This window comes from Burkholderia sp. Cy-637 (genome assembly GCF_011753175.1).
Taxonomy (GTDB): Bacteria; Pseudomonadota; Gammaproteobacteria; order Burkholderiales; family Burkholderiaceae; genus Burkholderia; species Burkholderia gladioli.
Window position 1 is genome coordinate 1 of record NZ_VWWC01000009.1, and the last position, 25,937, is coordinate 25,937.

At 67.2% G+C, this 25,937-nt stretch carries 27 protein-coding genes and 1 pseudogene; 7 read left to right on the forward strand and 21 right to left on the reverse strand.

Annotation, left to right across the window (positions count from 1 at the left end):
• The 3 genes and pseudogenes from F3J10_RS04500 to F3J10_RS04510 all read left to right on the forward strand — a co-directional run.
• Positions 1–218, forward strand: a pseudogene (locus F3J10_RS04500) (5-dehydro-4-deoxyglucarate dehydratase); the annotation flags it as partial.
• 223 nt (positions 219–441) lie between these two features.
• Positions 442–1,575 (forward strand): RpiR family transcriptional regulator, encoded by a 1,134-nt coding sequence (locus F3J10_RS04505; protein WP_167241256.1) that lies wholly within the window; start codon positions 442–444, stop codon positions 1,573–1,575.
• Positions 1,572–2,399, forward strand: coding sequence for a GSU2403 family nucleotidyltransferase fold protein (locus F3J10_RS04510; protein ID WP_036055175.1), 828 nt, complete (start codon positions 1,572–1,574; stop codon positions 2,397–2,399). The genes F3J10_RS04505 and F3J10_RS04510 overlap by 4 nt, the downstream gene beginning before the upstream one ends.
• 22 nt (positions 2,400–2,421) lie before the next feature.
• Here the strand turns inward: F3J10_RS04510 and F3J10_RS04515 are convergent, their stop codons facing one another.
• The 5 genes from F3J10_RS04515 to F3J10_RS04535 form a co-directional block, all read right to left on the reverse strand.
• A complete protein-coding gene (locus F3J10_RS04515; RefSeq protein ID WP_167241257.1) occupies positions 2,422–2,886 on the reverse strand; it encodes a hypothetical protein in 465 nt (154 codons plus the stop codon).
• Between the two features lie 75 nt (positions 2,887–2,961).
• The gene (locus F3J10_RS04520; protein WP_025100792.1) at positions 2,962–4,173 is read right to left on the reverse strand and encodes a patatin-like phospholipase family protein; all 1,212 of its coding nucleotides are present in this window, start codon (positions 4,171–4,173) and stop codon (positions 2,962–2,964) included.
• Positions 4,170–4,955 (reverse strand): 3-hydroxybutyrate dehydrogenase, encoded by a 786-nt coding sequence (locus tag F3J10_RS04525; protein WP_046581158.1) that lies wholly within the window; start codon positions 4,953–4,955, stop codon positions 4,170–4,172. Before F3J10_RS04525 ends, F3J10_RS04520 begins: the two co-directional genes overlap by 4 nt.
• 48 nt (positions 4,956–5,003) lie before the next feature.
• Positions 5,004–5,744, reverse strand: a complete 741-nt coding sequence (locus F3J10_RS04530; RefSeq protein WP_167241258.1) for an acetoacetate decarboxylase — start codon at positions 5,742–5,744, stop codon at positions 5,004–5,006.
• 97 nt (positions 5,745–5,841) lie between these two features.
• Positions 5,842–6,090, reverse strand: coding sequence for a hypothetical protein (locus F3J10_RS04535; RefSeq protein ID WP_167241259.1), 249 nt, complete (start codon positions 6,088–6,090; stop codon positions 5,842–5,844).
• A 90-nt stretch (positions 6,091–6,180) separates the two neighbouring features.
• Here F3J10_RS04535 and F3J10_RS04540 point away from each other — a divergent pair, with 90 nt between their 5' ends.
• Positions 6,181–6,768, forward strand: coding sequence for an undecaprenyl-diphosphatase (locus F3J10_RS04540; protein ID WP_167241261.1), 588 nt, complete (start codon positions 6,181–6,183; stop codon positions 6,766–6,768).
• A 21-nt stretch (positions 6,769–6,789) separates the two neighbouring features.
• Here F3J10_RS04540 and F3J10_RS04545 read toward each other — a convergent pair whose 3' ends face one another.
• Positions 6,790–7,029, reverse strand: a complete 240-nt coding sequence (locus tag F3J10_RS04545) for a hypothetical protein (protein WP_025099768.1) — start codon at positions 7,027–7,029, stop codon at positions 6,790–6,792.
• Positions 7,030–7,076: 47 nt separating this feature from the next.
• Here F3J10_RS04545 and F3J10_RS04550 point away from each other — a divergent pair, with 47 nt between their 5' ends.
• Positions 7,077–7,292, forward strand: a complete 216-nt coding sequence (locus tag F3J10_RS04550; protein ID WP_167233701.1) for a hypothetical protein — start codon at positions 7,077–7,079, stop codon at positions 7,290–7,292.
• Positions 7,293–7,347: 55 nt separating this feature from the next.
• Here the strand turns inward: F3J10_RS04550 and F3J10_RS04555 are convergent, their stop codons facing one another.
• The 11 genes from F3J10_RS04555 to andR all read right to left on the reverse strand — a co-directional run bounded on the left by F3J10_RS04555 (position 7,348) and on the right by andR (position 18,345).
• Positions 7,348–8,175, reverse strand: a complete 828-nt coding sequence (locus F3J10_RS04555) for a siderophore-interacting protein (RefSeq protein ID WP_166912759.1) — start codon at positions 8,173–8,175, stop codon at positions 7,348–7,350.
• 31 nt (positions 8,176–8,206) lie between these two features.
• Positions 8,207–8,863: a PadR family transcriptional regulator gene (locus tag F3J10_RS04560; protein WP_167241355.1), complete on the reverse strand. Its 657-nt coding sequence runs from the start codon at positions 8,861–8,863 to the stop codon at positions 8,207–8,209.
• 345 nt (positions 8,864–9,208) lie between these two features.
• The gene (locus F3J10_RS04565) at positions 9,209–10,681 is read right to left on the reverse strand and encodes an aldehyde dehydrogenase family protein (protein ID WP_167241263.1); all 1,473 of its coding nucleotides are present in this window, start codon (positions 10,679–10,681) and stop codon (positions 9,209–9,211) included.
• A 137-nt stretch (positions 10,682–10,818) separates the two neighbouring features.
• Complete coding sequence (locus F3J10_RS04570) at positions 10,819–11,622, reverse strand: alpha/beta hydrolase (protein ID WP_167241265.1); 804 nt, start codon at positions 11,620–11,622, stop codon at positions 10,819–10,821.
• A gap of 60 nt (positions 11,623–11,682) precedes the next feature.
• Positions 11,683–12,906, reverse strand: coding sequence for a dienelactone hydrolase family protein (locus F3J10_RS04575; protein ID WP_167241267.1), 1,224 nt, complete (start codon positions 12,904–12,906; stop codon positions 11,683–11,685).
• A gap of 53 nt (positions 12,907–12,959) precedes the next feature.
• On the reverse strand, positions 12,960–13,769 hold the full coding sequence (locus tag F3J10_RS04580) for a glucose 1-dehydrogenase (protein ID WP_025099756.1): 810 nt from the start codon (positions 13,767–13,769) through the stop codon (positions 12,960–12,962).
• Positions 13,766–14,395 carry a cysteine hydrolase gene (locus tag F3J10_RS04585; protein WP_167241269.1) on the reverse strand — a complete coding sequence of 210 codons (630 nt, stop codon included), beginning with the start codon at positions 14,393–14,395 and terminating at the stop codon, positions 13,766–13,768. Before F3J10_RS04585 ends, F3J10_RS04580 begins: the two co-directional genes overlap by 4 nt.
• Positions 14,395–14,925 (reverse strand): aromatic-ring-hydroxylating dioxygenase subunit beta, encoded by a 531-nt coding sequence (locus tag F3J10_RS04590; protein ID WP_167241271.1) that lies wholly within the window; start codon positions 14,923–14,925, stop codon positions 14,395–14,397. Before F3J10_RS04590 ends, F3J10_RS04585 begins: the two co-directional genes overlap by 1 nt.
• Positions 14,925–16,277, reverse strand: coding sequence for an aromatic ring-hydroxylating dioxygenase subunit alpha (locus tag F3J10_RS04595; RefSeq protein ID WP_167241274.1), 1,353 nt, complete (start codon positions 16,275–16,277; stop codon positions 14,925–14,927). The genes F3J10_RS04590 and F3J10_RS04595 overlap by 1 nt, the downstream gene beginning before the upstream one ends.
• 25 nt (positions 16,278–16,302) lie before the next feature.
• Positions 16,303–17,256, reverse strand: a complete 954-nt coding sequence (locus tag F3J10_RS04600; protein WP_167241276.1) for a PDR/VanB family oxidoreductase — start codon at positions 17,254–17,256, stop codon at positions 16,303–16,305.
• A 105-nt stretch (positions 17,257–17,361) separates the two neighbouring features.
• On the reverse strand, positions 17,362–18,345 hold the full coding sequence (gene andR / locus F3J10_RS04605; RefSeq protein WP_025099751.1) for an anthranilate 1,2-dioxygenase regulatory protein AndR: 984 nt from the start codon (positions 18,343–18,345) through the stop codon (positions 17,362–17,364).
• 502 nt (positions 18,346–18,847) lie between these two features.
• On the opposite strand from andR, the gene F3J10_RS04610 reads away from it, so the two are divergent.
• A complete protein-coding gene (locus F3J10_RS04610) occupies positions 18,848–19,930 on the forward strand; it encodes a porin (RefSeq protein WP_167241278.1) in 1,083 nt (360 codons plus the stop codon).
• An 88-nt stretch (positions 19,931–20,018) separates the two neighbouring features.
• Here the strand turns inward: F3J10_RS04610 and F3J10_RS04615 are convergent, their stop codons facing one another.
• The 4 genes from F3J10_RS04615 to F3J10_RS04630 all read right to left on the reverse strand — a co-directional run bounded on the left by F3J10_RS04615 (position 20,019) and on the right by F3J10_RS04630 (position 25,248).
• Positions 20,019–22,379, reverse strand: a complete 2,361-nt coding sequence (locus tag F3J10_RS04615; protein WP_205200153.1) for a glycoside hydrolase family 95 protein — start codon at positions 22,377–22,379, stop codon at positions 20,019–20,021.
• A 438-nt stretch (positions 22,380–22,817) separates the two neighbouring features.
• Positions 22,818–24,203 (reverse strand): hypothetical protein, encoded by a 1,386-nt coding sequence (locus F3J10_RS04620; protein ID WP_167241282.1) that lies wholly within the window; start codon positions 24,201–24,203, stop codon positions 22,818–22,820.
• Positions 24,200–24,517, reverse strand: a complete 318-nt coding sequence (locus tag F3J10_RS04625; protein WP_166912749.1) for a hypothetical protein — start codon at positions 24,515–24,517, stop codon at positions 24,200–24,202. Before F3J10_RS04625 ends, F3J10_RS04620 begins: the two co-directional genes overlap by 4 nt.
• Positions 24,514–25,248 (reverse strand): A24 family peptidase, encoded by a 735-nt coding sequence (locus tag F3J10_RS04630; RefSeq protein WP_167241285.1) that lies wholly within the window; start codon positions 25,246–25,248, stop codon positions 24,514–24,516. The genes F3J10_RS04625 and F3J10_RS04630 overlap by 4 nt, the downstream gene beginning before the upstream one ends.
• A 412-nt stretch (positions 25,249–25,660) precedes the next feature.
• Between F3J10_RS04630 and F3J10_RS04635 the strand changes: the two genes are divergently transcribed.
• Positions 25,661–25,936 (forward strand): pilus assembly protein, encoded by a 276-nt coding sequence (locus tag F3J10_RS04635; protein ID WP_166912747.1) that lies wholly within the window; start codon positions 25,661–25,663, stop codon positions 25,934–25,936.
• Position 25,937: the final 1 nt, after the last annotated feature.

Genomic DNA, 25,937 nt, shown 5'->3' on the forward strand with positions numbered 1-25,937 from the left:
CCGACGATCACGCCACCGTCGGCAAGCTGATCGACGAGTTCTTCCTGCCCTACCTGAAGATCCGCAACCGCCGCGCGGGTTACGCGGTCAGCATCGTGAAGGCCGGCGCCAAGCTGGTCGGCCACGACGCGGGCCCGGTGCGCGCCCCGCTGACGGACCTGAACGAAGCCGAACTGGCCGAGCTGGATGTGCTGATCAAGAAGCTCGGCGCGCAGTAAGTCTCGATATTCGTGCCGCCGGCATTCAGTCGGCGAACGGCGTCACGCATGGCCGGCACCTTGGTGCCGGCCATGTTGCTTTCGAGCCTGGCCGATGCAGCGAATCTTGCCCGGTCGCAAACGCATGGGCACCGAATTTGTCCTGACGGGATTCCCTGATTTAACATGGCCACGTTAACTAACACGGCCATGGTAAATAACATGGCCGTGTTAGAAAGGGGGCATGATGATTATCGAATCCGAGCAATCCACCGATCACGCCTTCGCCGCGCTGTTTCGCGCGGCGGGCTGGGAGGTCGTGGCGGCACCCGCGCAGGCTTTGCGCTACCAGCCCGACCTGCTGCTCAGGAAGGGCAAGGTGTCGTATGTCGCTGACGTCAAGGCTGCCTCGGAAAGCCGCGCGGATCGCGTCATCGCCTTGCTCGCGCAAGCGATCCTGCAGGCCCAGGCCTATGCGCGTGCGCATGGCCGCGCGCGCCCGCTCGCGCTGATCTGGGTGCGCGAACTGCAGGGTGCCCTGCTGCGCCGGATCGGCGAGTTCTGCGCGAATTACGCGGCCGACGTGGCGGTTGGCGTCGCCTCGCCGGGCGGCACGCGGTATTTTCGCGGCGCGGGCCTGGAGCCGATGTCGACGGACCAGCCCATATCGACGCCGCGGCGGCTGGCCAGCGCGCGAATTCGCGGGGGCGCCAACCTGTTTTCCGACTTGAACCAGTGGCTGCTCAAGGTGCTGTTCGCTCCCCAGGTGCCCGCCGCGATGCTGACGGCGCCGCGAGCCGGCTATCGCACGATCAGCGAGCTGGCGAAAGCGGCCGACGTCTCGGTGATGACGGCATCGCGCTTCGTCGCCGCGATGCACGAGCAGGGTTTCCTCGACGAGGGCGGCGAGCTGCGCGTCGTCAGGCGCCGCGAGCTGGCCGAGCGCTGGAAATCCTATTACCGATCCACCACGCCCGAGGCCCGCATGCGTTTCGTGATGCCGGGCGATCCGCGTGCGCGCATCGCCGGCTGGCTGGGCGAGCACGAGGGCTGCGTAGGCTTGTTCGGGGCCGCCGACGCGCTCGGCGTCGGGCATGTCCACGGCGTTCCGCCCTATCTTTACGTGCGTGATCTCGAGCAGGCGGCAAACTGGCCCGGGCTGGCGCCTGCATCGGCGGATGCCGAGCGCCTCGTGATACTCAAGCAGGCCTCGGCGCCCAATTCGCTGTTGCGAGGCAGCGTGCGCCGGCAGGGCCTGGTCGTCGCCGATGTGATCCAGGTCTGGCTCGACACTGTGTCGTATCCTTCGCGCGGGACGGAGCAGTCGCTTCACATCGAGAATACGGTACTTCGCGACCTCGTCGGAGATACCTCGTGAACGACCTCGAACCCTTTGCCCGGCTGGCCGCGGCGCTTGCACCCTGGCGCGACCAGATCGTCTATGTCGGCGGATGGGCGCATCGGCTTTATCGCCTGCATCCGCTCGCGACGGCCGACCCTCGGTTCAGGCCGATCGCGACGCTCGACGCCGATATCGCCTTCGACGAACACACCCGGTTCCAGGGCAGCATGAAAGACGCGCTGCTCGCGGCGGGATTTCGAGAACAGCTATGCGGCGAGTATCGGCCGCCGGTCGCGAAATACACCCTGGGCGACGAGCGGCACGGCTTCTACGCCGAATTCCTCACCACCCTGTCGGGGAGCGGCCGCACCCGCCAGGGTGCGCCCAGCGTCACCCTCGATGCTTCCGGCATCAGCGCGCAGAAGTTGCGCCGTTTCAGCCTGCTGATGGCCTTGCCGTGGCGGGTATCCATCGCGGCCGGCACGGCCGGGCTCCCGGTTCCGCTCCATGGCTTGCGCATTCCGAATCCCGTGAGCTTCATCGCGCAGAAAATCCTGATCCGCGACGAGCGGCGGCGGCAGCGCAAGCTCGCCCAGGACATCCTCTACATTCACGATGCCATCGTGCTGTTTGCCGATCGTGCAAGCCGGCTCGCGGTGCTTTGGCGAGATGACGTCGCCCATCATGTTTCAGCACGCGAACGAGCCGAGATCGTCGAGGGAATCGAGGCTTTGTTTGGCGAAGTGACCGACGAGCTTCGCGCGGCGGCGCGCATTCCCGTCGATCGTCTGCTGGTGCCGCGCGAGATGCAGGCGATCTGCCGACAATGGCTGGGCGATCTCTATGGGCGCTCGGCTTGAGCTTGCGGCGCGCCGCCCAAGCTCACAAGCTTCCCGCCCGCGCCAGCGTCACCACGCGCGCCCAGCGCCGCGCCTCGCGCTGGCCGGCCATCGGCAATTGCCATTCGGGTTGCCGCGCGTCGCGCACCGTCACGACCAGGCACCATTGCCCGCCGACCTGCCGCGCCTGGCAATCGACGATATCGGTCAGCGTATAACGCCCTTCCACGCCATCCAGCGACATCCACAGCAGCCCCTGCGTCGACGACAGTTGCAGCGAAGCCGTTCCCTGCCGCATCACATGCGTCCAGCCGCCTTCCCTGGTATTCGGCGCGATCTCGCGTCGGCTGCGCAGCCACGCCGAGACGGCGAACGCCAGTAACGCGGCCGCCACCACGGCGGCGGCGATCGCGGCGCCCGTGCCGAACTGCGCGGCGAGCGCATGGAATGCGGCAATCGCGCCCCAGACGAGCGCGGCGAGCACGAACAGGACGATCAGGATCGGCATGAGGGAGCGGGGATCGGGAGGGAGGAAAGACATCGCGCGACCGGCCGGAACGGCACCGGCCGCGCGAGGACGGCATCACCGCGGCCGGTGGATGTCGTGCGTGACGAAGCCGGAGTCGTTGGTCGGCAGCGCGAGCGCGTCCTTGACCGCCAGCGTGTTGCGGATGTCGGCGAGCCCGGCCGACCAGTGGTCTCGCATCGTCGAGAGGCCGAACTGGTAGTCCTTGTAGTCGTGCTCGTAGGACTTCTGCTGGTAGATCAGGTGCTGGACGTTGTAGCGCTTGCCGGTCGACAGCACGCCGGCCTGCTGGCACCAGGGATCGTTGTTGCGGACGTCCTCGGGCACCAGCTCCAGCACGCGGCGCAGCACGTTGCGGAAGCGCTGCTCGCGCTGCAGCGTGTCGGTCACGAAACGCGTCCGGCTCGAATACTGCACGTCCTTGGTTCGCTCCGAGACATCGGCCAGCGTGGCCGGCAGCGGCCCGCGCGCATTCCAGAGATCGACCTGGAACGCGAGCGTGTCGCGGCGCGGCGAGGCGCGCAGCACTTCCATCAGCGGCGTGTTCGACACCACGCCGCCATCCCAGTAGAACTGGCCGTCGATCTCGACGGGCGGGAAGGCGGGCGGCAGCGCGCCCGAGGCCATGAAGTGCTCGGGGCGCAGCGTGATCTTGGTGTTGTCGAAGTAGGTGAAGTTGCCGGTGGCGACGTTCACCGCGCCGACGGACACGCGGATCTCGCCCGAGTTGATGCGATCGAAATCGCAGAACTCGAGCAGCGTCTTGCGCAGCGGCGAGGTGTCGTAATAGCTGACACGCTCGGTTTCCTCGCGCACGCCGGGCAGCGGGGGCGGGAAGCGCGGCACGAAGAAGCCGCGCTGCCCCTGCAGGATCGCGCTGGCCGCCTGCGAGGCGGTGAAGGCCTGGCGCACCGATTCGATGCTGTTGAACAGCGCGAACTCGATCGCGGTCGGCAGCGCCGGGAAGAACGCGGGCTGGCAGATCGTGTTCCAGAATTCGCGCAGCCGCTCGACGCGATGCTCAGGCGCGTTGCCGGCGATCAGCGCGGTGTTCAGCGCGCCGATCGAGATGCCGGCGATCCAGTTCAGCGGAACGCCGGCCTCGTGCAGCCCTTCGAACACGCCCGCCTGATACGAGCCGAGCGCGCCGCCACCTTGCAGCACGAGCGCGATCGTTTCGTACGGCAGCCCGCGCGCGGCCGGCGCGCCGGCCTCGGCTTGCAGGTCGGGGTCGCTCGCCTGTTTCTCGGTACGGGCGTGCGGCTTCATTGCATGAACCAGCCGTGGCTGACGATGAAGGACTGGCCCGTGAGCGCGGCGCTCGGGAAGGCCGACAGGAACAGCACCGTCTTGGCGACGTCTTCCACCGTGGTGAACACGCCGTCGACGGTGTTGCCCAGCATCACGTGCTTGATCACTTCCTCTTCGCTGATGCCGAGTTCCTTGGCCTGCTCGGGGATCTGCTTGTCGACCAGCGGCGTGCGCACGAAGCCCGGGCAAACCACGTGCGAGCGCACGTTGTGCTTCGCGCCTTCCTTGGCCAGCACGCGCGCCAGGCCCAGCAGGCCGTGCTTGGCCGTCACGTAGGCCGACTTCAGCGGCGAGGCCTCGTGCGAGTGCACCGAGCCCATGTAGATCACCACGCCGCCGCGATCGTCCTTGTACATGTGCTTGAGCGCGGCCTTGGTGGTCAGGAAGGCGCCGTCGACGTGGATCGCCTGCATCTTCTTCCAGTCCGAGAACGAGTAGTTCTCGATCGGATTGACGATCTGGATGCCCGCGTTCGAGACCAGGATGTCGACCGAGCCGAACTCGGCGGCGACCTTGTCGATGCCGGCATTGACGGCGTCCTCGTTGGTGACGTCCATCGCCACGCCGATCGCCTTGCCGCCGGCCGCCTTGATCTGCTCGGCCACGGCGTTCGCGCCGTCCTGGTTCAGGTCGGCGATCGCCACGGCGGCGCCCGCCTTGGCCAGTTCCAGCGCGATTTCCTTGCCGATGCCGCTCGCGGCGCCGGTGACGACAGCGGTCTTGCCAGTCAGATTGCTCATGATCGATTTCCCGTGTTGTTGGTGGATGCGTTCAGGTGAGGCGAGGTCTTACTTCGCGAGGTAATCGTAGACGACTTCGCCGAGGCCGAGCGTGAGGTCGGCTATCAGGTGGCGCGCCTCGACGATCTCGAGCACCGGCAGGTCGGCCACCGGCGCCAGCGCGTGCGGCGCCAGGTGCAGCGAGGCCGGGCCAGTCCAGGCGCCCTTCATCTTGATGTCCTGCAGGTAGTAGCGCACCAGCTCGCAGATGCGCGGGCTGCCGTCGACGTGCGGAATGATCTTCAGCAGGTAGTTCGCGCCGGCCAGGCGCTGCTGCTGCTCGACCAGGTCGAGGTCCTTGTGCTTGTAGCCCATGGTGCCGGTGGCCACGCGCACCGGGCCGTAGTCGAGCGTGCCCAGCAGCGTGTCGGTATGCGTTTCGAGCGTGGGCTGCGCGAGCTTCTTCGGGAAGCCCCACAGCTCGCGACCGCCGGCGATCGGCGGGTGGTCGTTGAGATACATGGCGAGCGTGTAGCCGCCCGGCTGGCCTTCGAACTCGACCGGAATCACCTGCCCGCTTTCCGTGTAGTCGCCGAAGCCGGTGGAGTCCGGCATGCGGATGAACTCGTAGTGAACCAGCGGCTGGGTGACCTTCAGCGGCTCCGGCACGATCTCGCGCAAGCGGTCCATGTCGGTGCGGTACGTGATGATCAGGAACTCACGATTGATGAAGCGGTACGGTCCCATCGGAAACGCGGGACTCGTGAGCGGCATCGCGAACGCATTCGACAGGACTTGACTCGGGTTCATGCGGACTCCTTGTTGATCGCTGCTGAGGGAAGAGTGCCGATATCCTAATGCTGTTGCAGATCGATTGTGCGCTGCCGCAAGCGGAAGAGTTTATTGCTTAATTCGTAGCCTGAACTTCAGAAATCGTGAAATCGATGCGCGAAATCGACCTAATGACGGCGGCGAATCCGCATCTTCCCGCGCTCCGATGACGCTCGTGTGAGCATCCTGGGTGAGTGTTTTCGGGATTCAGGGTGAGAGAATACGGGATCGCGCCGCGGCTTGCATCGAAGATCGCATCGATACCGGCATTGAACTTTTGCGCCGCACCACCATCAAAGTGCCGCGCCGCAGCAAGGCGTTTCAATCCGCTTTCATTGGCGGTCCCGACGTCAATCCTTCGTAATGTCGGCGCTGCGCGATCCCCGCCGATCGCGTCTCGTCCCGCTCGTCCCCGATGCTCAATCTCAATCTCAATCTCGCCGCGTTCGCGGCGCTCAATGCCGGCTCCCATCCCCAACCCGCGGTTGCCAATCTGGCGATATTCGCCGCCGTCTGGTTGGTATTCATCGTGCCGGCGCTGCTGCTGGCGGTCTGGTTCGCCGGCACGCGGCCGGTGCGCCGGCAGGCCATCGCGGCAGGTCTCGCCGCCTGCGTCGCGCTGCTGCTCGCGCAACTCATCTCCAGCGTGTGGTATTCGCCGCGGCCGTTCGCGATCGGCCTCGGCACGCAGCTGATCCCGCATGCGGCGGACGGCTCGTTCCCGAGCAATCACATGACCTTCGTCTGGAGCGTGGCGAGCGCGCTGTGGCTGTCGCGCAGCACGCGCGCGCTCGGCATCGCGATGGCGATCGACGCGCTGCTGGTGGCCTGGGGACGTGTCTATGCGGGCGTGCACTGGCCGCTCGACATGCTCGGCGGGGTGTTCACGGGTACCGCCGGCGCGCTGCTGGTGCGCTGCTACGGCGGCATGCTGGTGGCACGCCTCGAACGCATCGGCGAGACGCTGAGGATGGTGGTAGTGGGGAATCTGCGCGGCCGCTAGGCCGCGCGACGCGATCGATTATCAGCCAGGAGACTTGCCGGCCGTGGCATCGGGCGCGACGTCGGGCGAGGCGCCCGTGCCGCCATGCAGTTCGAGCGTATCGGTGGCGCCGCGCTGCGACACTTCGCGGTCGATCGCGCTGTCGCGCAGGATCGCGCACATCGCGACGAACAGCGCGACCGCGATGGCCGCGAGCGTGCAGTAGGCGACGATCCGGAGCGATCGGGCGAGCGTGGCGTGCGTATTGTGGTCGGCGTTCATGGTCGTGCGCTGAAACGATGAGCGCGTGTCCATGGGACGGACCGCGCGTGGTCTCCCGCATCGTCGCGACCGTGTTGCGCCGCATCGCGACGGTCGAGCCGGCCGTCGCGCGCGGGCATTCGCTGCTTGCCCGCCGCCGGACCGGCGAATGGCCCGCCGGACGCCAGGCGCCCCGCGGGCCATTCAGTCAGATATATACCACGCGCGATGGCACTGCCAAGCGCGGACGCAAGCCCGCAAGCGCTTCGCTTATCGAAAATTGACAAGCTTTCCGCGTCGACAGCGAGCGGCGCCGCTTCGATCGGCGCCCTCCGCCGCTCAATCGTCGAGCGATTCGTGCACGCCTTCGGCGCCGCGTTTCCAGTAGGCCGAGGCGCGGATGCGCGACTTATGGACGCCGCGCGTGTCGCACAGATGCCGGCGCACCGCGCGCATCGCCGCCGCCTCGCCGGCCGCCCAGACATAACCGTCGCCATTCGGCAGCGGCAGCTCGCTCAGGGCCTCGACGAACTGCGCGCCCGCTTCGGCACCGGCGGCAGCCGGGTCGTCGCGATATCGCCAGATCGTGTAGACCTCGGCCCGCGACTCGAACTCGATGTGCGCCGAGGCATCGGCGACTTCCACCACCACCGCCGCGCGCGTGCCGGCCGGCAGTTCGCCCAGGCGGCGCGCGATGGCGGGCAGCGCCGTATCGTCGCCGATCAGCAGGTGCCAGTCGAAATCGGTCGGGACCACGAAGGATCCGCGCGGGCCACCGATCGCCAGCGTCTGGCCCACGGCGGCCTGCTCGGCCCACTGCGAGGCCGGGCCTGGGTGGTGCAGCACGAACTCGAGGTCGAGCTCGCGCGCCTCGCGATCGTAACGGCGCGGCGTGAAATCGCGCATGATCGGCCTGGGCGCGCCTTCCGGCAGCTCGAGCCCGTTCGGGCCCAGTACCGGCCTGGGTGCTTCGGTTTCGCCGGGCGCGGGGAAGAACACCTTCACGTGATCGTCGAACGAGGCGCTGACGAAGTCGTCGAGATCCTCGCCCGTGAGCGTCACGCGCAGCAGATGGGGCGTCACGCGCGTGATGCGGCTGACGGTCAGTTCGCGGCGTTTCAGCGTATGGCGCACGCGCGTCACGGCGCGTTCGGTCGGATTCTGCATCAATCGATTCTCCGGGTTGGGTGGACGCGCTTCAGGCGTCGGGCGCGGCGTTCGGCGCGGCTTCGGGCTTGCCCTCGATCTCGGCCATCGTGCGGCGCAGGATCGTGGCGATGCGGCGCTGCTCGTCCGGGCTGACCGAGCTCTTGCGGAACAGCAGGTGTTTCAGCGCCAGGCGTGCCTCGACGTACTCGGGCAGCCAGCCGCCTTCCGGCGTGTCCTCGCCGGCTTCGCCCTGGCCCTGGCCCGCGAAGGCGCGGCGCATGAATTCCATCTTGCGGCCGAGGTGCTCGAGCTTCGCGAACAGCAGTTCGACACGCTCGCGCTGGGCTTCGAGATGCTCGCGGCCGGCTTCGGCGAGCGCGTAGCGCTTGCGGTTGCCGTCGACCTCGACGGTCACGTAGCCGACTTCTTCCAGGTAGGTCAGTGCCGGGTAGACCATGCCGGGGCTCGGCACGTAGAAGCCTTGCGAGCGCGTGTCGAGCGCCTTGATCAGCTCGTAGCCGTGGCTCGGCTGGGCGGCCAGCAGCGAGAGCAGCATCAGTTGCAGGTCGTCGGAATTGAACTGGCGGCCACGCGGCATGCGCGGATCGTCGAAGCCGCCAAAGCCACCGGGGCCGCCCGGGCCGCCGAAGCCTTCCGGAAAGCCGCCGAAACCGTGGCGGCCGCCGCCGCGCCGGCCGCCGGCCATGGCCCACAACCTGGCCAGGCCGTGACGGCGGAAATCGCCATGCTCATGGCCGCGCGCGTGGCGCTCGGCATCCTGGTCGCAGCCCGGGCCTTGCCACCAGCCGCCTTCGAAGCCGTCGCGGAAACGGCCGTGATGATGGGAACGACGCATCGTGTTCTCCTTCGTACATGTCTAAAGATGTATCGAAAGATATATATCGAAAGATATGTCGTCAAGAAGGAAATTGAGGGGAGGATCGGAGGGGGCGAGGGGATTCGAGGCGGGAACGGCGAGGCCGGAAGCCGGCGTGATGGGGCTTGCCGCCAAGGTGGGTTCGTCGGCCAGCCCCGACGAACCCGCCTTCGCTCACAGCGGAAACTGCCGCTGCCCCATCTGGATCGTGATCCACTTCAGCTCGGTCATCTCCTCCATCGAATAACGGCCGCCCTCGCGGCCGACGCCGCTCATCTTGGTGCCGCCGAACGGCACATGCGCCTCGTCCGACACGGTGCAGTCGTTGATATGGACCATGCCCGCCTCCAGCCGCAGCGCGAGGTCGAAGGCCTTCTGCAGATCGTTGGTGATCACGCCCGAGGACAGGCCATACGAGGTGTCGTTGGCGACCTGCAGCGCGTGCTCGGCGCTGTCCACGCGGATCAGCGAGGTGACCGGGCCGAAGCTCTCCTCGTCGTAGATGCGCATCCCCGCCGTCACGTCCGCCAGCACGGTCGGCCGATAGAAATTGCCTTCATGCGTGCCGCCGAGCAGCAGCCTCGCGCCTTTCGACACGGCGTCCTCGATCTGCCCATCGATCACCCCGCATTGCGAGCCGCGGATCAGCGGGCCGATCACCGTGGCCGGATCGCGTGGATCGCCGACCGCATAGCTCGACGCCCGCTCGACGAAGCGCTCCGCGAAGGCATCGTAGATCGGCGCCTCCACCAGGATCCGCGAGTTCGCCATGCATACCTGGCCCTGGTGGAAGAAGATGCCGAAGCAGGCGGCGCGCACCGCGTAGTCGAGATCGGCATCGTGCAGCACGATCAGCGGGTTCTTGCCGCCCAGCTCCAGCGTGAGCTTCTTCATCTGCTTGGCGGCTTCCACCGCCAGGTGGCGCCCGACGCGCGTCGAGCCGGTGAAGGTCAGCATGCGCACGCGCGGATCGGAGAGCAGCACCTCGCCGATCTCGGCGGCCGGGCCGGGGATCACGTTCAGCACGCCGGCGGGCAGGCCGCCGCGCTCGAACAGCTCGGCGATCTTCAGGCCGGTGACGGGCGTTTCCTCCGAGGGCTTCAGCACGAAGGTATTGCCGGCCGCCAGCGCCAGCACGACCTTCTTCATGGCGAGCCAGAACGGCGCGTTGAAGGGCGCGATGCCGGCGATCACGCCGAGCGGCCGGCGGATCGTCATGCCGAGCTGGCCCGGCATGCTGAGCGGCAAGGTTTCGCCGAACACGTGGCGCGCGTCGCCGGCCGCGCTGCGCAGCAGGTCGATACCGCTCATCACCTCGAACATCGCCTTCGGGTAGGTCGAGCCCGATTCCTCGATCAGCACGTCGCGCACCTCGTCGGCCATGGCGGCGAGCGCGTCGGCGCAGGACAGCAGGATCTCGGCGCGGCGGCCGACCAGCAGGTTCGCCCAGTCGTCCCTGGCGCGATGCGCGGCGTCGATCGCGCGGATCGCGTCGGCGCGCGTGGCCTGGTGGACCTGCGCGAAGAGCTCGCCGGTGGCGGGATTGAAATCGGGGCGGACTTCGCGTTCGGAACCGGCGGTCCAGTGACCGTCGATGAAGAGCTTGCCTTCGCGGACTTCGCGCGCGGCCAGGGGCGTGGCGTTCATGGGAGGACTCCTGTCGGGACGAGGGAATGGGGCTGCGATCCCGGCGATCGTCGATCAATCCCGCGCGGCGGGCTAGCCGATTGCCGCAAGCCTTGGCCGAATCCGGAAGCGCGTTGGCGAGGGCATCGGCGAGCGGTTCAGGCGCGGTCTTGCAGCCAGTCGATCAGCCGCCGGGCGATGCCGGCCGCGCCTTCGCCGAGCAGCACGTTGTGGCCATGCGCCGGCTCCAGCCAGTGTTCGCAGCCATACAGCCCGGCAAGCGCCGCGCCGGTGGCGGGCGGCGTGAGGATGTCGAGCGCGCCGGATATCACCAGCGTGGGCGCGCTGAGCTGGTCGACCTCGATCGGCAGGCTCCATTGCGTCGCCTCCCGAACCCGCCGCGGCGATTCCGGCACCAGCATCGCCTGGTAGCGGCGGCACTCGGCATCGGTGAGCCCCTGGAAGAACAGCTCGCGCGTCGCTTCGAGCGGCGGCGGTCCCCAGGGCGTGGCCATGTCCGCGATGGGCAGCGCGACGGGCTCGGCACCGACGTTCGAGGGCACCACCGGCGTCAGTGCCACCAGGGCCTGCACGGGATATCGCGCCGCATAAAGCTGGGCGGCGAGCCCGCCCATCGAGTGGCCGACGAGGATCGGCGCGGCCTCGATCCCGAGCGCCACGCAGCGGATGTCGTCCACCACGTCGGCGATCGACATCGAGACGAAATCCGCCGTCTCGAGCGCCGCCGAGCCGCCGCGGCCGCGCCAGTTCAGCGCGTGCACATCGAAGCCTGCCTGCGCGAGCAGCGGGGCGTAAAGCGCCCAGCACCAGGCGGCCTGGCAGCCGCCATGGACCAGGATGACGGGCCGGGACGCGGCGGCCGCGTCGAGGGCGGCGGGGTAATGATCGACGGCGATGCCCCGCGCATCGTAGCGGCGCGGTTGGGCGAGCGTGAGGTTCATGTGCGTTTTCCTGATTCGTGGCGGGCGGCTGCGCGAACAGCGGATCGTTCGCCTCGCGGTTCAGCGCGGCGCGCTTTCCTTCCAGCGCGCCATCAAGGTGTTCGACGGCAGGGTTTCGTCGAGCAGCTTGCGCGCCGCTTCCACGCCCGTGACGGGCAGCCCGGTGGGGTCGAGCAGGCCGATCTGCGCGAGCACGCTGGCCTGGTCCCAGTAGATGTGCTCGTTGTAGAGCTTCGGGCCGCGGAACGCGACCACCACCAGCATGGGGATCTCGACGCGCTTGCCGGTCGGCGCCACGCCCGGCAGCAGCCAGTCGATCTCGCGATCGTGCGTGAAGCCGAGGATGAATTCGTCGACCATCCGATCCACGCCGATCACGCGCGAGATCGGCGTCATGCGCATGTCGGCCGGATTGTCGTGGATGAAGTGATGCGTGTAGAAGCGCTTCAGCTGCTGGTAGCCGGTGCCGCCGGTCATGGTCGGGACGTGGTTCACGTAAGGCTCGGGCACCATCGTGCGCATCGTCGCTTCCGGGTCGCGCGCGGCGAATTCCAGCTCGAAGTGACGGTCCGCTAGCGCGCCGAGATCGTAGTCGGGGCCCATCGTCTTGCGGAAGGTCTCGAGGCTGCGCGTGTGGGCCGGCATCGCGGCGGTCTTCACGAAGGTCGGGCCGCCGCGGCTGAAGGCGTGGCCCGCGCCGGGATAGACGTGCAGCCGCACGTTCGGCATGCCGCCGAGCGTTGCGCGGATCGCCGCCAGCGCCTCGGGCGGATTGAGCGGGTCGGTCTCGCCGAAATGCAGGGTGATCGGGCAGGTGATGCGCGATGCCAGCGCCAGCGACTGCTCGATGCCGACGCCGTAATAGGCGACCGCGCAATCGACGCCGCATTCGGCCGCCGCCAGGTAGGCCAGCTTGCCGCCCAGGCAGAAGCCGAGCGCGCCGACCTGGCCGGTCGATTCCGGCATGGTCCGCGCGAGCTCGACGGTCGCGCGGATGTCGCGCACGGCGCGCTCGACATCGAAGCGCGCGTAGTAGTCGAAGGCCTGGGCGTGGCCGGCGTCGTCATAGCCGAGTTCGATGTTCGGCGCGAACTGGTGGAACAGGTCCGGCGCGACCACCACGTAACCTTCGGCCGCGTACAGCTCGGCCACCTCGCGCATCTCGGCGTTCACGCCGAAGATTTCCTGCAGCAGCACGACGACGGGGCCGCGGCCCGCTTCCGGCAGGGCGACGGTGGCGTCGAACGACGCGCCGTCGGCGGTGATCCTGATCTGCTTCGACATGCTGATGAACTCCTTGGGGAAGATGGGGATGAAAGGCGCGCGTGCCTGGCGCGTCATGTTTGTGGTTCGAACCAGTCGCGCGGCGAGCGGCCCTGGTCGGGGCCGAGCATCGAGAAGCCGCCGTCGACCGGGATATCGACGCCGGTGATCCAGGATGCCTCGCGCGAGCACAGGAAGGCGACCGCGCGCGCGACCTCCTCGCCGCGCCCGACGCGGCCGAGCGGATGCAGGGCGGCGCCGACGCGATCGGCCGACTCCAGCGAGCCGGCCGCCAGGCGTTCGAGCGAGGGCGACCAGGTCCAGGCCGGCGATACGCTGACGACGCGGATGCCGCTCGGCGCGAGATCGACCGCCAGGTTGCGCGTGAGTTGCAGCAGCGCCGCCTTCGAGGCCGGATAGAGCGCGCGGCCGGCCGCGCCGAACTTGCCGCCGGTGCTGCCGAGGTTGACGATCGCGCCGTCGCGGCGCAGCAGCGGGGCGGCCTTCTGCGCCAGGATCGCGGCCGACACGAGGTTGACGTCGAGCAGGCGGGCCCATTGCGCGCGCGTCGAGGCGAGCCCGGCGTCGTCATAGCTGCAGGCGTTGTTGACGACGATGTCGAGGCCGCCGAAGGTGTCGAGGGCCAGCGCCAGCGCGCGGTCGAGCTGGGCGTCGTCGGTCACGTCGGTTTCGAGAAAGCGCGCGGCCGGGCCGATCGAGGCGGCGACCGCTTCGCCGGCCGCCGCGCCGAGCCCCGCGAGCAGCACCGAGGCGCCGTCGGCGGCGAGGCCGCGCGCGATGTCGGCGCCGATGCCCTGGCCGGCGCCGGTGACGATCGCGACCTTGCCGGCGAGGCGGGCGGGAGCGGCGGCGGGCAGGGTCATGCGCCGGGCTCCGGCGAGGCGTCGCCGAACAGCTCGGCGACGGTCGAGATGGCCGCCAGCAAGCGCATCGATTCGAGCGAGGCCGCGTGCTGTTGCCGATCCGCGCAGGAGCAGGCATCGGCGGCCACCGTCGCCGTATAGCCGAGGTCGACCGCGTGCCGCACCGTCATCTCGACGGTCGAATGCGTGGCGACGCCGGCGACGATCAGGTGCCGCACGTCGTGCGCGGCGAGGACCTGTTCGAGCGGCGTGCCGATGAAGCCGCTGGTGCGACGATGATGGAGCACGTAATCGAGCGGACGATCGGGATCGGGGCCCAGCGCGGGATGGAATTCCGCGCCCCAGCTACCCTCGCGCAGCGCGCCGGATTCGGCGGTGCGAACGAAGATCGGCGCATTGCGCAGCAGATCCGCGTAATCCTCGCGGAACGCGATGCGGATATGGATCAGCGGCAAGCCTCGCGAGCGCGCGCCGGCCAGCAAGGCACGCGCCGCCTCGATCACGGCGGCGCGCTCCGGCTGGGCGCGCTCGAAGCCGACGCGGATCCGGCCTTCGGGATCGAGCACGTCGTTCTGGTAGTGCAGCGCGATCACGGCGCTGCGTGCGAAGCGAGCGATGCCGGCCATCAGACGAACACCTCGAGATTCGCGAACGCGTCGGTCGAATTCACCAGGTCGACGCGCTTCAGGTAGATCTTCCAGTCCTCGCGCGTGTCGAGCTTGTGCGTGACGAGCCCGGCGAGCGTGCGTTGACCGAGCCGCCATTCATGGACCACCAGCGTCGAATGCACGACCAGCCGGCCTTGCGCGTCGCGCCCGTCGAGCATCACGTTGCCGACCAGCCGCGCGGTGCGCGTGGGCGGCTGTTGCGACCAGTTTCGCGCGTTGCTGACGCGGCGCGCGCGCACCTCGCGCAGCGTCGCATCTTCCCAGAACAGCGAGATATGGTCGTGCGGGCTGGCCTGCCCCGGCTCGTGCGGCAGCCAGTACATGCCGTCGGGCGTCCAGAGCTCGAGCCAGGCGTCGAAGGCGCGCGTGTCGAGCAGGCGCGCCTCACGATACAGGAATTGCTCCACCTGCGCGCGCAGTGCCATGTCCTCGGCGGCGAGCGCGGAAACCGCTTCGGTGGCCAGGTCGAAAGTCGGATCGCGCAGCATCAGGCTTGTCCTCCGTTCGGCTGCTTCGTCGTGGGGCCGGCGGCCGAGCCGCTGTCGTCGAGCATGAAGCGGTGCCAAGCGGCGAACTGGTTGCGCATCGGCAGTTCGCTGGTGCCGTTGATCGAGACGTAGCCGTCCTCGACGGCGCGATCGGTGCCCGCATAACGATGCATGCTGACCCATTCGCCGCCGCGCGTGTTGTTGCCCTGCTGGCAGCGCGCATAGACCTCCACGTCGTCGGGCATCACGTTCGACGAGGGCGAGTTGATCACGTTGGCGTAACTGAGTGCGCGGTCGAACACGGCATCGGGCGCGCCCTTGAGCCGGAACAGCTGGATCTCGACCAGCGTCTGGTCCACCGCGATCGGGCGGATCACGCGGAACTGCTGGAAAACGGTGTGCGGCGAACCGCTGCCGTAGATCACCGTGTTGTGGCGGTTCATGCCGAGGATCTGCCGGGCGCGCGCTTCGCCATGCACCTCGGCCAGCGTCGTGAAATGCGCGTGCGAGACGGGATCGCGCTCGGCCGCCGCCGGGTCGAAGATGCCTTCCATGTAGCCGTGCCCGTATTCGTAGGCGCGCAGCTCCAGCTTTTCCCAGAATTCGTAGGGTTCGCCATTGCCGTCCATGATCAGCAACTCGAACGGCATCGCACCGAGTTCGTCGGCCTGGGCGCGGGCGGAAACCACCGAGGATTCGTGCGTGACCGGCGCATGCATGGTGTCGTGGAGGTTCTCGTAGAACACCTTCCAGTTCGAGCGCTGCAGCACGCGAAACACGCCGCCCGTGACCTCGACCTCGCCCACCGGCGAGCGATCGCACAGATTGTCGATCGACGAGGCGACGCCGTTCAGGAAGGTCTTCAGGTCGGGGCCGTCGGCGGCCTGGCTGGCGAACACGAAGCCGCGATAGCTGTCGACGCGGGCGACGCGGCGCATCGAGAAATCCGGGTGCTTCGGGTCGAAGCAGGTGTTCTGCAGGCCGTTGCGCAGCGGCGCCGACAGATGCGTGCCGTCGAGCTTGAAGGTCCAGGCGTGATAGGGGCAGCGGAAGAACTTGCCGGTCGAGCCGTCGCCGTCGGCCACCAGCTTGGCGCCCTTGTGCGGGCAGCGGTTGTAGACCACATGCACCTGGCCGTCCTGGGCGCGGACCATCACCACGTCCTGGTCGCCGATCCGCGTGGTGTGATAGTCGCCGGGTGCCTTCACCTGGCTTTCGTGGCCGACGTAGATCCAGGCGCGGCCATAGATGCGCTCCATCTCGAGCGCGAAGATCGCCGGATCGGTATAGACGCGCTTGTGGACGCTGTCCGGGCGCACGAGACCGGCGAGGCTCGCATTGGTCAGGCTCATGCTGCTTCCTTTCTGGTGGGGAGGGTTACAGGTCGAGGACCAGGCGGGCGCTTTTCGCGCGCGACACGCAAGGGCAGAAGCGGCCCTCGGCGTGCTCGTCGCCGGTCAGGCAGATGTCGCGATGCTCGGGTTCGCCGTCGAGCAACTGAGCGGTGCAGACGCCGCAGTCGCCGCGCCGGCAGTCGTAGAGCGGGTCGAGCCCGGCGGCGATCATCGCGTCGAGCACGCTGGTGCCGGCCGGGACGGCCAGCACGCGGCCCGAGGCGGCCAGGTGCACCTCGAACGCCGCATCGGCATCGGCGGGCGCGGCCGGTGCCGCGAACAGCTCGCTGTGCAGCGCGTCGTCGGGCCAGCCGAGGCGGCGTGCGGTGTCGAGCGCGGCCGCGACCAGGCCGGCCGGGCCGCAGACGTAGAGATGCGCGCCGGCTTCGAACGTGCCGATCGTGTCGGCCAGCGGCAGCCCGCGGCGCGGGTCGCCGCCGTCGAACCAGCAGCGGGCGTGGGCCAGCGCGGCAACCTCGTCGCGATAGGCCATCGCCGCGGCGTCGCGCGCCGCGTAATGCAGCGCATGGGGCGCCCCGGCGGCGGCGAGCGTGCGTGCCATCGCGAGGATCGGCGTGATGCCGATGCCGCCCGCGATCAGCAGATGGCGGCGCGCATCGGCGGCCAGGCGGAAATCGTTACGCGGCGGGTCGGCGTCGAGAAGCTGGCCTGCCTCGAGCGCGTGCATCCAGCGCGAGCCGCCGCTGCCGGCGGATTCGAGCAGCACCGCGATTTCGTAATGCGCGCCCTCGCCGCCCGGGTTGACGAGCGAATAGGCGCGCCGCTGGCTGCGCTCGCCGAGCGGGACATGCACGCCGAGATGCGCGCCCGCCTCGAACGGCGGCAAGGGCCTGCCGTCGGCGGCAACCAGGTGCAGGCGGCGGATCGTGGGCGTCAGGGAATCGATGCGCGCGACGCGCATCCTGAGCGGGGTCATACAGCGGCTCCGTGGAGATCGGACGCTTCGACTGTATGGCGCGGAAATGGGCGGGGATATCCACCGAACGCAGCGCCTGTCCGGCACGCGCAGGTTTCGGCGGACTCAGCTGCTGCGCTGCCGCACGCGACGCAGCGTGTCCGAGGGCGGTTCGCCGAACTTTTCGCGGTAGGCGCTGGCGAAGCGGCCGAGATTCGCGAAGCCGCAGCCGAGCGCGATGTCGGCCACGCGCTCGGTATCGCGGGCGCGCAGCAGCATCTCGCGGGCGCGTTCGAGCCGTGCCTCCCGCACCAGCTGCATCGGGCTCGCGTGCGAGTAGCGCCGGAAGCCGTCGAGCAGGGTACGCACCGGCACCTCGGCCGCGTCGGCGATGTCGGCCAGCGTGATCGGCTCGCAGGCATGTTCCGCGATGAAGCTTTCCGCGCGCTTGACGGTGCGCGGCACCAGCGCCGCCGTTGCCGGCCGCGCCTGCGAATGATGCGGCTGGCTGGCCAGCAGCAGGGTGACGAGCAGCCGCTCGAATTCGAGCGCGACGCGCCGGTCGCGCTGCGCGAGCGCGATCGTCTCGGGAGAGGAGGTCAGCACCCGCAGCTGGGCCAGCCAGGGCGCGAGCTCGGGGCGGGAGAGGTCGAGTGCCGGCTCGATGTGCAGATGATCGTAGCCGGTATGCGCCAGCATCGCGCGCTTGTCGATCCGCACGAAGAACTGCTCGCAGTCGGCCGAGAAGGTGCCGCTGAAGCGAGTCGAGGGCCCGACCACCATGCCCTGCGTCTGCCCGATGATCATCCGCCGCCCGCCGACGGTGACGTCGGCGTAACCATTGAGGCTCAGGATCGCGAGGTAATAGTCCTCGATCTCGCCGGCATCGACGCCCATCGTTCCCGCATAGCCGATCGTGCCGAACGCCAGGCTGTCGATCCGCACGTGGTTCATGTAGGCGGATTGGCCGCCGCGCGCCGCGCCGGGCGTGAGCCGGTGCGGCTGCAGCACGGCGGCGATGCGCTGGCGCGTGTCGTCGACGTCGTTCGACTCGAAATACCGGTATTGCCTCAGCGACGTCGATTCGATCAGCAAGGAAGTGGGCGGCATGGCGGGTCTTCGATGCGTTATGGGGACAGCAGGGGACGGCGCACGGTCGAACGCCGGCATTCGCGTCCCGAAGCCGTGCCCACTGTACACGTTCGCGAGCGGTGTCAAAAAGGCCCGGAATGGGGGCCGCGATGCGCTTGCGAGAACTGGACAGGCTTCGGCCGGTGCTTGCGCGGAGTGGATAGATCGCGATTTTCGGCCCTCGAATACTCCGCCTGCCGGTTGGGCCGGTCGTTCGGCGAACTGGCCCGAATCGGGTTTCATTTTGCTTTCGATGACGGGGCGCCGGCATGCCGGATGGCGCATTGGGTCGGTGCCGTGCCACGTGCCGATGGATGTGAACCAGGCCCGTATCGAATCGTTTTCGATTTCGTTTTCGATTTATTTCGCACTGCGAATGTGAAGGCGTTGGCCGTCGTGACGATGCGACGTGCTTGCGGTTTGCCCGACCTCGACACGCGACGCTCATCGAGGCGCCGCGCCCCACTGCCTGGAGACCCGGATGAAAGCCTTGTTTGCCGGCGCGCTATGCGCCGCTGTCGTGACGACCGCCCATGCACAGAGCGCGGTCACGCTCTACGGCATGCTCGATGTGGGCATTACCGCGCTGTCGAACGACGGCGGACATCGCACGGCGGTGATGGACAGCGGCGTGCTGGTGCCGAACCTGTTCGGCCTGAAGGGCAGCGAGGATCTCGGCGGCGGCACGCGTGCCGTGTTCCAGCTCGAAGGCCAGTTCGAGGTCGGCACCGGCGTGCTCGATGGGGACCTGTTCGGCCGCCAGGCCTGGGTCGGCCTCGACGATGCGCGCTGGGGCACGCTCACGCTCGGCAACCAGTACGAATTCATGTTCATGTCGCTGTCGATGCGGCGGCTCGGGCCGGAACTGCCGTATGTGTCGCTGACGAATCTCCGGCAGGGGCCGTTCGATGCGCTGGGCAAGCCCGGGCCGTTCAGCGGCGACTTCGACTTCGATCGCACGGCCGGCGCCTCGCGGATCTCGAATTCGGTGAAATACCAGTCGCCGTCGATCGGCGGGCTGACGTTCGGCGCGATGTACGGCTTCAGCAACCTGGCCGGCGGTTTCTCGAACCAGAATGCCTACAGCTTCGGGATCGACTACGAGCAGCCGTCGTATTCGATCGACGCGGCCTACACGATGACCAAATACGCGCAGATCGACGGCGGCGCGGACGGGATCCGCAATTTCGGCGTGGGCGGCCGCGTCGCGATCATGCGGGGCTGGGCCGACCTGCTCTATACCAATACGCGCAACACCTTCAGCGGCGCGACGATCAACGTGTTCGAGATCGGCGGGACAGTGCCGCTCTCCTATGCCGTCCACCTCTATGCCGCCTACCAGTACATGGCGGGCAACGCGGTGCTGCAGGACAACCGCGCGCACCAGCTGAACCTCACGCTCGACTATGCCTTGTCGAAGCGCAGCGATGTGTATGTGAGCGCGGCGTACCAGCATGCCGGCGGCGACAGCAATACCGCGCGTGCCTGGATCCTGTTCACGGCGGGGCCGTCTTCGAGCGGCAACCAGGTGATCGCGCGAGTCGGCATGCGGCACTTCTTCTGATCTTCCGATAGGCAAGCGGGAACCGGGATCGCATGACGACAATGCCGCGTCACCGCCCGAAAGTCCGGGCGATGACGCGGCATCCTGCTCAAGCCGCGCCCAAACCTCCATCGAAGCGGCTCCGGCCCAGCTTCCTCACCACGATCGGCTTGCTGATCGACCCATACTTCAGCGTCGTGCCGGTACCGCCCACGCTGGTGATCGCGGCCGACGTCAGCTTGCCGTCCTTCCAGGCCAGGTCGACCGAGAAGCCGCCCTTCACGCGAACGCCCTTCACGCTGCCGGTATTCCACTGCGGGGGCAGCGCCGGCAGCAGCACGATCGAATTCATGCTGCTCTGCACCAGCATCTCGAGGATCGCAGCCGGGCCGCCGAAGTTCGCATCGATCTGGAAGATGTTGCCGCCATAGGCGTCGAACATGTTGGTGAAGGTGCCGTTGGTACTGTCGCTGCCGCTCGCGAAGCGCAGCAGCTTCTGCACCATCGAATAGCAGGTGGCGGCATCGCGGAACTTGGCCCAGCAGGCGATGCGCCACGCCAGCCCCCAGCCGAACGAATCGGTGCCGCGCGCGGTGAGCAGCGCCTTGGCGGCGGCCACCAGGGCGGGGTCGCCGTCATAGGCGATGCGCTCGCCCTCGAACCAGCCGATCAGCGGCGACAGGTGACGATGCTGCGGATCGCCCGTATCCACCTTGTCCTCCATCCATTCCTGGAGCTGGCCGGTGGTCGGGCTGATCTTCGGCAGGTAGAGCCGCGAACGCAGGCCGGCGATGGTCGCCGCGAAATCGGTATCGAGATTGAGCGTGCCGCTGGCCGTGCCGTAGTTGGTGAACAGGTCCCAGACGAGTTCCTGCGCGTAGGTGATGCCGAGCTCCTGGTGATCGCCGTGCTCGGGCGACCAGTCGCGATCGTCGACCAGCAGGCCGCTGGCCGGATCCACGATCAGGCGCGTCTGCCAGAACTCGCAAGCCGATTTCAGCACCGGGTAGATGGCACGCAGGTAGTCGCGATCGAGCGTGTACTGGTAGTGGTTCCACAGCGTTCGGCAATACCAGGCGCTGGCGGGCGGGCTCCAGTCCCAGCCGATGCCGCCGTAGATGCCGGTGGAGATCGCGATCGTCCAGCCCGCCACCTTGCCGCTCGAATTGCTGTAGTTGCCATTGGCGGCGTCGTTGAAATGGGCCTGCGTCGAGCGCTCCCAGGAGGGCAACTGGCCCAGCACGTAATCGGCGAACGGCTTCTGGCATTCCGGCAGCCCGGCTCGATCGGCCAGCCAGTAGTTCATCTGCACGTTGATGTCGGTGTGATAGTCGGCCATCCACGGCGGGTTGTTGTTCACGCTCCACAGGCCCTGCAGGTTCGCCGGCAAGGGCCCGCGCGACGAGGCGATGGTCAGGTAGCGGCCGAACTGGACATAGAGCGCCTCCAGCTCGGGATCGGCTATGTCCGGCGAGGCCGTGCGCGCCTTGAGCCGATCGGGGATCGTCATGGCGCGCTGCGCGTCGCTCGACTTGCCGAGGTCGAGCGAGAAGCGGCCGAACAGCGCCGTGTAGTCCCTCAGATGGCGCTCCAGCAAGTTCCGATAGGGCAGGTGGGCCGCGCCGGAAACGTCCGCCCGGGCCAGCGCCGCGGGATCCGTCGCGCCGAGATAGCCCTCGGCCTCGATGCCCGAGTAGTTGGTCCGTGCCGCGATGATCAGGGTGAGGGCGGGGCAGCGCGACATCGTCAGCACGCCCTTGCTCGCGTCGTACTTGACCGTGCCCGAATCCGGCATCGCCAGGACATGCGTCGCGTAGCGTTCGCCGACGCCGTCGAGCTTGCCCTGCGCGAGCAGGATGCCGTTCGAGCCCGTGACGCTCGCGCCTTGTCCGTCGACGAGCGAGATCGTGCCGTCATGGCTGCCGCCATCCGACGACAGGCGCATCACCAGCACCTTGTCGGGGTGGCTGCAGAACACCTCGCGCCGATAGGTATGGCCGCCCGCCACATACTGGGTGCGGGCCACGGCGTTGCTGATGTCCAGCGAGCGCGAGTAGCCGCTCGCCTGGGCATGGCCTGGCAGGTCGACATAGAGCTTGCCGAGCGTCTGGTAGCTGCCCATGCCGGCGGCCGTGTAGGCGAGATCCACCGCATCCTTCTGCCCCGACCACAGCGTGATTTCGTTCAGGTACAGCGCCTCGCGCGCGGGCGAGCCGCCGGTCAATGCACCGAGCCGGCCGTTGCCGAGCGGCAGGCCTTCGAACAGGATGTTCGATTCGCCGGCTGCCTGGCTGTAGCTCAGGCGCAGCGCGGCGCCGTCAGGCACGCGTGCCGATGCGGTATCGGCCGTGGCCGTGGAAGCCAGGGTGCTGGCGGCGTTGGCTACCGCGCCGGGGCCGCCGTCGCTACCGTCGCCGCCGCATCCCGCGATCGGGATCATGGTGGCTGCCGCCCCCCACTTCAGAATCATGCGTCGTTTTTCATTCTCGATGCCGCTCATTGCCCCCTCCTGAAAGATGCATCCATGTCATCAATACGCAGGACGCCGCATCGGCGCGATTTGGTAGGAATGCGAATTATTGAATGCGATTCAGCACGATTCGTCGATGCGACCACGGTGCCTTCGGTCCGTCACGGCGGTATTCCGCCCTCGTTGGTGACCGGATCAAAGGTCCAGCCAATGGTACGTGGCGACGTCTGCGCTGTCACGGCTCCTGAACTCCGTGTTTTCCCGGTCCTGGCGCGGGATTCGTTTCGTATTTGTGTTCAATGAATCGAGTGATCTTCCGTTTGGTGAATGGATGGCTCGGAACGTCCCACACTGTGGCGAGGCGCTCGTGGCGGCGGTCAAAAGAAAAAGCCCGGCAGTGCCGGGCTCCTGTGTTCAACCGCTCAGGCGGTCATCTGGTCAATACCGCCCGAGATACGTTTCGGTGCAGATATGCGTGAAGTACGAATACGAGGAGCTGGCGCTGAGCGCGCCGCTATCCGTATAAGCCACCGCGAACGAGTTCGGGTTGTAGGTGATGCGCCAGTGATCGGCCGGTGTCGAGAGCGTCTGGAAATCCCCGGTGAAGGTACCGGAGCCCTGGCAGGTGCCGACATTGAGCGGCAGGGACAGGCTGCCGTCCGCGCCCGTGTAGCCCGAGGTGGTGGTCAGCAGGGTCAGCTGGTTGGTGGTGCTGCGGTCGTAGGCCTGGATCGTCACATGCTCGCCGGCCGGCAACCGCACATTGCCGGTGTGGTCCCATGCGATCACGCCCGGCGTGACGGTGCGCGCGACGTTCTCGTGCGACGGCGCGAGGTGAGTGATGTTCTCGCTGTCGAGGAAGCGATAGAAGCCGGCCGTGCCCGCGCCATCCGACATGCGCAACGTATACGGCTGCGAGGCCGGTGCCGAGGTGCCCGTGTTGTAGACGCGCAGCATCAAGGTGGCGCCCGCCGACGAGCTGACGTTGTAGGTCGTGCCGCTCGCCAGGGTCGCCCAGGTGTTCGGCGCGGTCAGCAGTTGCGCGGTTTGCGTGCCGGTGCCCGTGAAGGTGATCAGGTTGGCGCTCTGCGTGCTCGGCACTTGCACCGTGTAGTAGTCGACGTCGCTGACGGTGTCGAGGTTCGCGCTGATCAACTGGTTGCCGGTCAGCTGGCTCGGGCGGTTGATCGAATCGTTCGGCTCGTAGCTGTCGTAGCCGGTGGTGCCCGTCACCTGGAACTGGAAGGTGGCGCCGCCGGTGCCCTGCTGCGAATCGACCAGCAGCAGCAGGCGCACCGGGCCCGGCGGAATGCCCTCGACGACCTTGCTCTGCGCGGTGCCGGTTTCGTTGTCGAGATAGGTCAGGGTGCCGTCGTTGTTGACCTGCACGAGATGCACGTCGTGCTGCTCGTTGGCGGGAAGATTCACCACGTAGGCGACCGTCTTGGTCAGGTCGGCGGCGACGAACTCGAAGCAGTCGGTCTGGCCCGACGGTGCCGTGTTCGCGTTGTAGGCGGCGCCCACCTGGATATCGGCGCAGCCGGCCACCGGCGGCGCGACCGTGGCTGCGGTGGCGGCCTGGGTGGTGACGGCCGCGGCGCGCAGCGTGCGCAGCGACTGCAGGCGGCTGGTTGCCAGGCCCTGCGGCTTGATCGGCGTGGTCTTGCCTGCCACCTTGCCCAGCCGGCCCGCTACCGGCGCGCCGTCGTTGTGGGTGATACCGGGAACATAGGATTCCGCGTTGAGGCTTTCCGCAGCATAGGACTGCATCGGCAGAATTACCGCGCCGACCAGCAGGCTCATCAATTGATGTCTCTTTTTCATGAGGGTTTGGCCTTGATTGAAATGTGAACGGCAGCATGCGAATCGCACTCCACGGCACAGGAGGCGCGACGCGCAGCCCTGAATCCCGCTGCCGCCATGTTGATTACGGAAGAATTCATCTGTTTTTTAGGGTGAATGCCGTTCATTGACGAGGCGATGTCGCTCCGGGATCGATCAGGGGCGGCGAGAATCCTTACCCGGCAAGGGAAATGGAAGATCGGAGTTGAATCGAGATTGAACGGATATTGCGGAATGTCATGAGAATCGTATGCGCGCGTTTTTGAAACAATGAAGCATTGAGTTGCAATTTTCATTGCAATAGATGCGGCGACACGAAGGGCCAATAAATCACTGCACTGGCGGCGAACGCGATAAACGGGCCGAACGGAATGGGCTCGGCTGCCTTCTTGCATCCGCTGGCGATCAGCGCGATGGCGACGATTGCGCCGGCGACCGAGGATATGGCGATGATCCAGGGCACGGCTTCCCAGCCGAGCCATGCGCCGAGCGCCGCGAGCAGCTTGAAATCGCCGTATCCCATGCCTTCTAGGCCGCGCAGCATGCGGAACAGTTGGCCGAGCGTCCAGGGCAGCAGGTAGCCGACCATCGCGCCGACCACCGCATCGGGCAGCGGTGCGAATACCTCGGCGAGGTTGAGCGCAAGACCCGCCCAGAGCAGCGGCAGCGTGATCGCGTCGGGCAGCAGGTGGTGCTCGAGGTCGATCGTGGCCGCCGTGGCGAGGCAGGCGCCCAGCAGGCTCGCCGCGCACCCGGCCAGGGTCGGGCCGAATGCCGCGCATGCGCACAGGGCCGCGATCATGCAGGTGGCAACGAGACGCGGCAGCAGGAATGCGATGTGTCCCGCGTCAGCCAGGCAGGCGATCGCCCGGCCGCGATACGCGCAGCTCCGGCGTGCCCTGCGTGGGTCGAACCGCGCGTGCTCGGCGGCGGCGTCGCGCTCGATCGCCGCCGGCAGATGAAGGGCCACGAGCGTCGACAGGATGCCCGATACGCTGCCCAGCAGGAGGAACCACAGCCATGTCATGAATGCACGTCGTTCGAAGGATGGCAGGCTCGACGATCAAGATCTGGAAAATAGCCTCAATTTCTTATTTTCCGATCTGACGAATCGCCTATTGATTAAGAATTAATCTTGAGATGAGTTTGCGATATCGGGATGCCAACTTTTTCGATATTTTATCGAGAGAAATATCCTATTGAACATGGAAAATTCTAATCTGACGAGTCAAGTCGCGGCACGGAAAACCGGCTGATAAATTTCCCTCGGTCGGCAGCAAGGGGCTGTATGCGCCCCTATCAAGGCTGACTCACAACCTGGTTGAAAACCATCAAGTCAATGTTGTCGGCATATCGCATGTCGGTGCGGGATGTCGTGTGCGTTGGCTTTTTCGTTTCCGGCTGCGGTTTGTCTTTTACAACTCGGGAGTCGAAATAAAATGAAAAATCGCAAGAATCTTCGAAAGCAGTTAGGTCAGGGCATGACCGAATACATCATCATCGTCGCGCTGATCGCGGTATCGTCGATTGGGGTCTATGCCTTCTTCGGCAAGACCGTTCGCACCCAGACCGCGGGTCTGGCCGAGGAAATGTCGGGCAAGAGCGCGCAGGCGAATATCACTGCGGCACAGGCGGAAGCCGGCAATGCGACGACCGATGCAGCGAGAAAGAAGGGCTTGGGTAGCTACTCGAACGAGAGCGTCGGCGGCAAGTAAT

Coding starts and splice junctions, on each gene's coding strand:
- F3J10_RS04615 (WP_205200153.1), bottom strand. CDS start 22,379: ATGATTCTGAAGTGGGGGGCGGCAGCCACCATGATCCCGATCGCGGGA.
- F3J10_RS04525 (WP_046581158.1), bottom strand. CDS start 4,955: ATGAGCAATCTGACTGGCAAGACCGCTGTCGTCACCGGCGCCGCGAGC.
- F3J10_RS04610 (WP_167241278.1), top strand. CDS start 18,848: ATGAAAGCCTTGTTTGCCGGCGCGCTATGCGCCGCTGTCGTGACGACC.
- andR (WP_025099751.1), bottom strand. CDS start 18,345: ATGCCGCCCACTTCCTTGCTGATCGAATCGACGTCGCTGAGGCAATAC.
- F3J10_RS04565 (WP_167241263.1), bottom strand. CDS start 10,681: ATGAACGCCACGCCCCTGGCCGCGCGCGAAGTCCGCGAAGGCAAGCTC.
- F3J10_RS04520 (WP_025100792.1), bottom strand. CDS start 4,173: ATGAAGCCGCACGCCCGTACCGAGAAACAGGCGAGCGACCCCGACCTG.
- F3J10_RS04570 (WP_167241265.1), bottom strand. CDS start 11,622: ATGAACCTCACGCTCGCCCAACCGCGCCGCTACGATGCGCGGGGCATC.
- F3J10_RS04580 (WP_025099756.1), bottom strand. CDS start 13,769: ATGACCCTGCCCGCCGCCGCTCCCGCCCGCCTCGCCGGCAAGGTCGCG.
- F3J10_RS04600 (WP_167241276.1), bottom strand. CDS start 17,256: ATGACCCCGCTCAGGATGCGCGTCGCGCGCATCGATTCCCTGACGCCC.
- F3J10_RS04625 (WP_166912749.1), bottom strand. CDS start 24,517: ATGAAAATTGCAACTCAATGCTTCATTGTTTCAAAAACGCGCGCATAC.
- F3J10_RS04505 (WP_167241256.1), top strand. CDS start 442: ATGATGATTATCGAATCCGAGCAATCCACCGATCACGCCTTCGCCGCG.
- F3J10_RS04530 (WP_167241258.1), bottom strand. CDS start 5,744: ATGAACCCGAGTCAAGTCCTGTCGAATGCGTTCGCGATGCCGCTCACG.
- F3J10_RS04635 (WP_166912747.1), top strand. CDS start 25,661: ATGAAAAATCGCAAGAATCTTCGAAAGCAGTTAGGTCAGGGCATGACC.
- F3J10_RS04595 (WP_167241274.1), bottom strand. CDS start 16,277: ATGAGCCTGACCAATGCGAGCCTCGCCGGTCTCGTGCGCCCGGACAGC.
- F3J10_RS04515 (WP_167241257.1), bottom strand. CDS start 2,886: ATGCCGATCCTGATCGTCCTGTTCGTGCTCGCCGCGCTCGTCTGGGGC.
- F3J10_RS04575 (WP_167241267.1), bottom strand. CDS start 12,906: ATGTCGAAGCAGATCAGGATCACCGCCGACGGCGCGTCGTTCGACGCC.
- F3J10_RS04630 (WP_167241285.1), bottom strand. CDS start 25,248: ATGACATGGCTGTGGTTCCTCCTGCTGGGCAGCGTATCGGGCATCCTG.
- F3J10_RS04620 (WP_167241282.1), bottom strand. CDS start 24,203: ATGAAAAAGAGACATCAATTGATGAGCCTGCTGGTCGGCGCGGTAATT.
- F3J10_RS04585 (WP_167241269.1), bottom strand. CDS start 14,395: ATGGCCGGCATCGCTCGCTTCGCACGCAGCGCCGTGATCGCGCTGCAC.
- F3J10_RS04560 (WP_167241355.1), bottom strand. CDS start 8,863: ATGGCCGGCGGCCGGCGCGGCGGCGGCCGCCACGGTTTCGGCGGCTTT.
- F3J10_RS04540 (WP_167241261.1), top strand. CDS start 6,181: ATGCTCAATCTCAATCTCAATCTCGCCGCGTTCGCGGCGCTCAATGCC.
- F3J10_RS04590 (WP_167241271.1), bottom strand. CDS start 14,925: ATGCTGCGCGATCCGACTTTCGACCTGGCCACCGAAGCGGTTTCCGCG.
- F3J10_RS04545 (WP_025099768.1), bottom strand. CDS start 7,029: ATGAACGCCGACCACAATACGCACGCCACGCTCGCCCGATCGCTCCGG.
- F3J10_RS04555 (WP_166912759.1), bottom strand. CDS start 8,175: ATGCAGAATCCGACCGAACGCGCCGTGACGCGCGTGCGCCATACGCTG.